Source organism: Daejeonella sp. (assembly GCF_044348475.1).
Classification (GTDB): domain Bacteria; phylum Bacteroidota; class Bacteroidia; order Sphingobacteriales; family Sphingobacteriaceae; genus Daejeonella.
In genome coordinates, this window is record NZ_JBIKSU010000114.1 from 1 (window position 1) to 4,963 (window position 4,963).

At 38.7% G+C, this 4,963-nt stretch carries 3 protein-coding genes and 1 tRNA gene; 3 read left to right on the forward strand and 1 reads right to left on the reverse strand.

What is annotated here, in order from left to right:
* Positions 1 to 1,818, forward strand: a 1,818-nt coding sequence (locus ACIQZ6_RS11855) for a beta strand repeat-containing protein (RefSeq protein ID WP_395811363.1), incomplete at its 5' end; no start/stop codon positions are given.
* 514 nt (positions 1,819 to 2,332) lie between these two features.
* Here ACIQZ6_RS11855 and ACIQZ6_RS11860 read toward each other — a convergent pair.
* A tRNA-Ser gene (locus ACIQZ6_RS11860) sits at positions 2,333 to 2,419 on the reverse strand.
* Positions 2,420 to 2,741: 322 nt separating this feature from the next.
* Here ACIQZ6_RS11860 and ACIQZ6_RS11865 point away from each other — a divergent pair.
* Both ACIQZ6_RS11865 and ACIQZ6_RS11870 read left to right on the forward strand, forming a co-directional pair.
* Positions 2,742 to 3,713, forward strand: a complete 972-nt coding sequence (locus ACIQZ6_RS11865; protein WP_306551419.1) for a polyprenyl synthetase family protein — start codon at positions 2,742 to 2,744, stop codon at positions 3,711 to 3,713.
* Between the two features lie 2 nt (positions 3,714 to 3,715).
* On the forward strand, positions 3,716 to 4,756 hold the full coding sequence (locus tag ACIQZ6_RS11870; protein ID WP_395811365.1) for a TerC family protein: 1,041 nt from the start codon (positions 3,716 to 3,718) through the stop codon (positions 4,754 to 4,756).
* Positions 4,757 to 4,963 lie beyond the last annotated feature (207 nt).

Below are 4,963 nucleotides of genomic sequence, written 5' to 3' on the forward strand. Positions count from 1 at the left end.
GCAGGAACAGCTACCAAATTAGCAAGCCCAAGAACCATCAATGGGGTTGCCTTTGATGGTACTGCGAATATAACCGTAACTGCAGATGCAGGAACTTTAGCAGGCACTACCTTGAAATCAACCGTTACAGGTTCTGGTTTAACGAGTGTAGGAACATTAGCAAACTTAACAGTTACCAATCCAATAGTAGGAAGTATAACAGGTAATGCAGCAACGGCAACTACAGCTAGCGCTGTTACGACCAATGCGAATTTAACAGGCGATGTGACTAGTGTTGGTAATGCTACAACGATTGCTAATAATGCAGTTACAACTGCAAAAATTGCAGATGTAGCAATCACTAATGCAAAAATTGCAGATGTAGCAGCAACAAAAATTACAGGAACCTTAGCTGTAGCCAATGGAGGAACAGGAGCTTCAACAAATGCTGCGGCAAGAACGAATTTAGGATTAGGAAATGTAAATAATACACCAGATTTATTAAAGCCAATCAGTGTAGAAACACAAGCAGCATTGGATTTAAAAGCGAATACAGAAACAGCAAATTTCACAAAAGACATCACTGTTAATGGTGTAAATATTGGGAGAGGGAATGGCAATAATATAACTAATACTATAATTGGGAAGCAAGCATTAACTAGTAACACTACAGGTGATAGCAATGTTGCAATTGGTTATGAAGCACTTTCTAAAAATATAGCAGGTGGGCGAAACAATGCAATTGGGACTAGTGCTCTTTTAAATAATACTACAGGAATTGAAAATACAGCGATTGGGATGAGTGCTCTAACAAATAACACTGTCGGGAACAGAAACTTAGCAATTGGACAACAGACACTTTTCACCAACACAGAAGGTGTAAAAAACGTCGCACTTGGATATCAACCGCTTTATAGTAACACTATAGGATCAAACAACAATGCAATTGGTGATTGGGCACTTTATCAAAATACCACTGGCAATGATAACACAGGCGTAGGAAGCCTTTCTGGTAAAGGAATTTCGACAGGAAGTCAAAATACAATGATTGGTGCTCTTGCTGATGTTGCTTCAGGGGCAGGAGCATTAACCAATGCTACCGCGCTAGGCTATGGAGCTAAGGTTGCAACAAGTAATACCATTCAATTGGGAAATACTGATGTAACGAATATTAAAACCAGCGGTACCATTACAGCAGGTGCTGTTACTTATCCAAAAGTAGATGGTGTAAATGGTCAAGTGTTAAGTACAAATGGAAGTGGAACACTTGCTTGGACTACACCTGCTGGTCTACTTGATCAAGCTAACAACAGTATAATCTTAAATGCTACTGGCTCCAGTTTGAATGCAACAAATAGTGGTTTATTTATTAAGCCGATTCGTATTCACAATTCTATTACAAGCGCACCACTGGAATATAATAATACAACAGGAGAAGTTACATATAATTCAACCAAAACCTTCGTTATAAATCACCCTACAAAACCAGCAAATTATTTAGTACATGCTGCTATAGAGGGTCCTGAAGCGGGCGTATATTATAGAGGTGAAGCGAAGATTGAAAATAATAAGTTCGTAAAAGTCTCATTACCTGATTATGTTTCTGCTTTTGCAAACAATTTTACGATTCAAATAACCCAAATATATGAGGATACCCAAGATGAAAATATAGTTTTAAAGACATCACGCATAAAGGATAACTCTTTTAATGTGTACGGGAAAAATTCCAGTTTTTATTGGGTGGTATATGGACAAAGAGGTTCGGTAGTAGTAGAACCTAACAAATCAGAAGTAGAGTTAAGAGGCGATGGACCATATAAATACTTGATAACTAAATAGTAGCCATATCGCCACAGAACTAATCGTTTTTTACAATAAATTATCTTGGATGATGAATCTATAAAATTGGCCAAGAATTGAGATCAACTTTTGACTTCGTTTAAATTTAAACGAAGTTTAATTTCGTCTGAAAATCTTTCTCGTGCTACCTGTTTTGCTACCACTCCCGTAAAATAAAAGAATCCACCCTTTTGAGGTGGATTCTGGTGGTCCCACTAGTTATTCAAATTTAAAGATTTTGAAAACACTCGCTTAGTTTTGACCTAAATCAGTCGACTTTATGCTGACGATTTACAGTTTAGAAAAAGTTTATAAACTTTATAAAAAAGGGATACAGTACTAAAACCGCATCCCTCTAGATTTTATCCCAATAACGACAAAAGGATAAGCTAAGATAGTACTAATACTTGCACGTAAAAGTCTAAAATGTGATACCTTTTGTGATACCCTTTTTATTTTTAGCAGTAAAAAGCCCATTAAAACTATATTTAAAGCTATTTACTTAAAAACAATGCGGAGAGGGTGGGATTCGAACCCACGGTACCATTGCTAGTACACGAACTTTCCAAGCTCGCTCGTTCGGCCACTCTGACACCTCTCCAATTTAATTTGGGCCTTGTTATTATCTTATATCAATTCCAAGCTCGCTAGGCCACTCTCCAAAGGAGTCCTTCGGACAGACACCTCTCCAATTTATTGGGCCTTATTATATTCTTTTCTACTAATTGCTGGTTGGTATGTTTGACTGACACCTCTCCAATGCTTGTCCTTTCCTTTCAGAAGGGATGCAAAAGTATCAAAATTCTGTAAACATTGCAGGCTTTTTAAAATAATAGCGGTTTAGAATCGTTTGCCTGGGCCGTTATTGCTGAAATTTCAATATGTTTGCAGTATATATTAAAACCCAAAGATTTCAGGAATTAATGCTGAGTCTCGACGAGATCAAAAAACCCATAGCCGGAGAACTGGACACCTTTGAAGGGAAGTTCAAATCTTCCATGCAAAGCTCTGTCCCGCTACTAGATCGCATAACACATTATATTGTTAAACGTAAAGGCAAGCAGATTCGTCCCATGTTTGTATTCTTTTCTGCCAGTCTATGCGGAGGCATTACCGATGCTACCTATCGGGGTGCAGCACTCGTAGAATTATTGCATACCGCCACCTTGGTTCATGATGATGTGGTGGATAATTCATACCAAAGGCGAGGTTTTTTTTCTGTGAATGCATTATGGAAAAATAAGATCGCGGTTCTGGTCGGTGACTTCCTATTATCCAAAGGTTTGCTGCTGTCGATCAATAACGGCGACTTTGGTTTGCTGAAGCTAGTTTCAAATGCGGTGAAGCAGATGAGTGAGGGCGAATTATTGCAGATTGAGAAGGCTCGCCGCTTAGATATTAATGAAGAGGTGTATTATGAGGTGATCCGTCAAAAGACCGCTTCGCTAATTGCTTCATGCTGTGCATGTGGTGCCGCTTCTGCAGGTGCCAATGAGGAGATAGTTGAGAAAATGCGACTTTTTGGTGAAAAGGTGGGCATCGCCTTCCAGATCAAAGATGACCTGTTTGACTTTGGGACAGATGATATTGGGAAACCATTGGGAATTGATATCAAGGAGAAAAAAATTACCTTGCCCTTAATTTATGCCTTGAATAAGTCGGGAAGCGCTGAAAAAAAGAGAATTATTAATCTGGTTAAGAATCATAATGAGGAATCTGAAAAGGTTTCTGAGATCATCAATTTTGTTCGCAATAGCGGAGGGATGGATTATGCTAGATCTCAGATGGAGATGTATCAAAATGAAGCTTTTGTTATCTTAAATGAATTTCCGGAACATGAGTCACGAAAGGCCCTCGAAAAACTGGTCCGATTTACCACTGAACGTAAAAAATAAAAATGTCTAACGAATACCTGTTTTTTGCCAGCTTTCTGCTGTTTATTGTCTTAATGCTTTCTATTGATCTCGGCCTGTTTAATAAAAAGGCCCATAAAGTAAGCATGAAAGAAGCTGCTGTGATGAGCTTCATCTGGGTGAGCTTTGCACTGGGTTTTTACTTTTTACTGATTACCAATGGTGAGATATTGCATGGGATTAGCAATTTTGCACAGCTGCAGGAGTTTACCACCAAAAATCTTCATAATATCAGGCTTAACCCCGGTAATTATGCAGAGAGCCTAACTATCTATAATCAGAATCTGGGATTGGAGTTTATCACCGGGTATGTTATTGAATATGCACTTTCTGTAGATAATATCTTTGTGATGGTGCTGATTTTCACTGCTTTTAATGTGGATGAGAAATACTACCACCGGGTGCTTTTCTGGGGCATTATTGGTGCGGTATTCATGCGTTTTATGTTTATTTTTCTGGGTTCTACGCTGATCAATGAATTTGGCTGGATTATGTATATTTTCGGAGCCTTCCTGATTTATACCGGAATTGGGATGTTCATTAGCAAAGACGAGGAGGAGGAGATCGATACGGAGAATCATAAGGTGGTTCGTTTTGCTTCCAAACACTTTTCTGTATACCCTGAGTACGTAGGGAATAAGTTTTTTATCAAGGTAGATGGTGCTAAGATGGTTACCCCACTATTTATTGTGCTGCTGATTGTAGAGTTCACCGATCTGATTTTTGCGGTAGATTCAATTCCGGCAATCTTTGCAGTAACCAAAGACCCATATATTGTCTTTTTCTCTAATATTTTTGCCATCCTGGGATTACGTTCTATGTTCTTCCTCTTGGTTAATGTGATTCATAAATTCCATTACCTGAAGGTGGGATTAGCCTTTTTGCTGGTCTTTATCGGAGTAAAAATGCTGGCTCATCACTGGCTGAGCCTATGGGGCTTTACAACCATGCATTCTTTGTTTGTGATATTATTTATCCTTACTACGAGTATTGTGGCTTCGTTGGTGTTTCCAAAGAAGAACTGAGGCAGGAGGTCGGAGGTCTGAGTTGTTTAAATTCATTCATTTTTTAGGCGCTATGCACCTGTCATCCTGAACGGAGTGAAGGAACTTAGTTTTATTAAAGCAAATTTTTATTCGTTTTCACGAAGGTCCCTCACCTGCTAAAGGGCAGGGTTCGGGATGACATTGGATTTAAATTTGGAATTTATTTTTTTAGGCGCTATGCACCTG

Excerpts from the sequence above, each read along its gene's own strand:
- ACIQZ6_RS11865 (WP_306551419.1), top strand. The coding sequence starts at position 2,742 with ATGCTGAGTCTCGACGAGATCAAAAAACCCATAGCCGGAGAACTGGAC.
- ACIQZ6_RS11870 (WP_395811365.1), top strand. The coding sequence starts at position 3,716 with ATGTCTAACGAATACCTGTTTTTTGCCAGCTTTCTGCTGTTTATTGTC.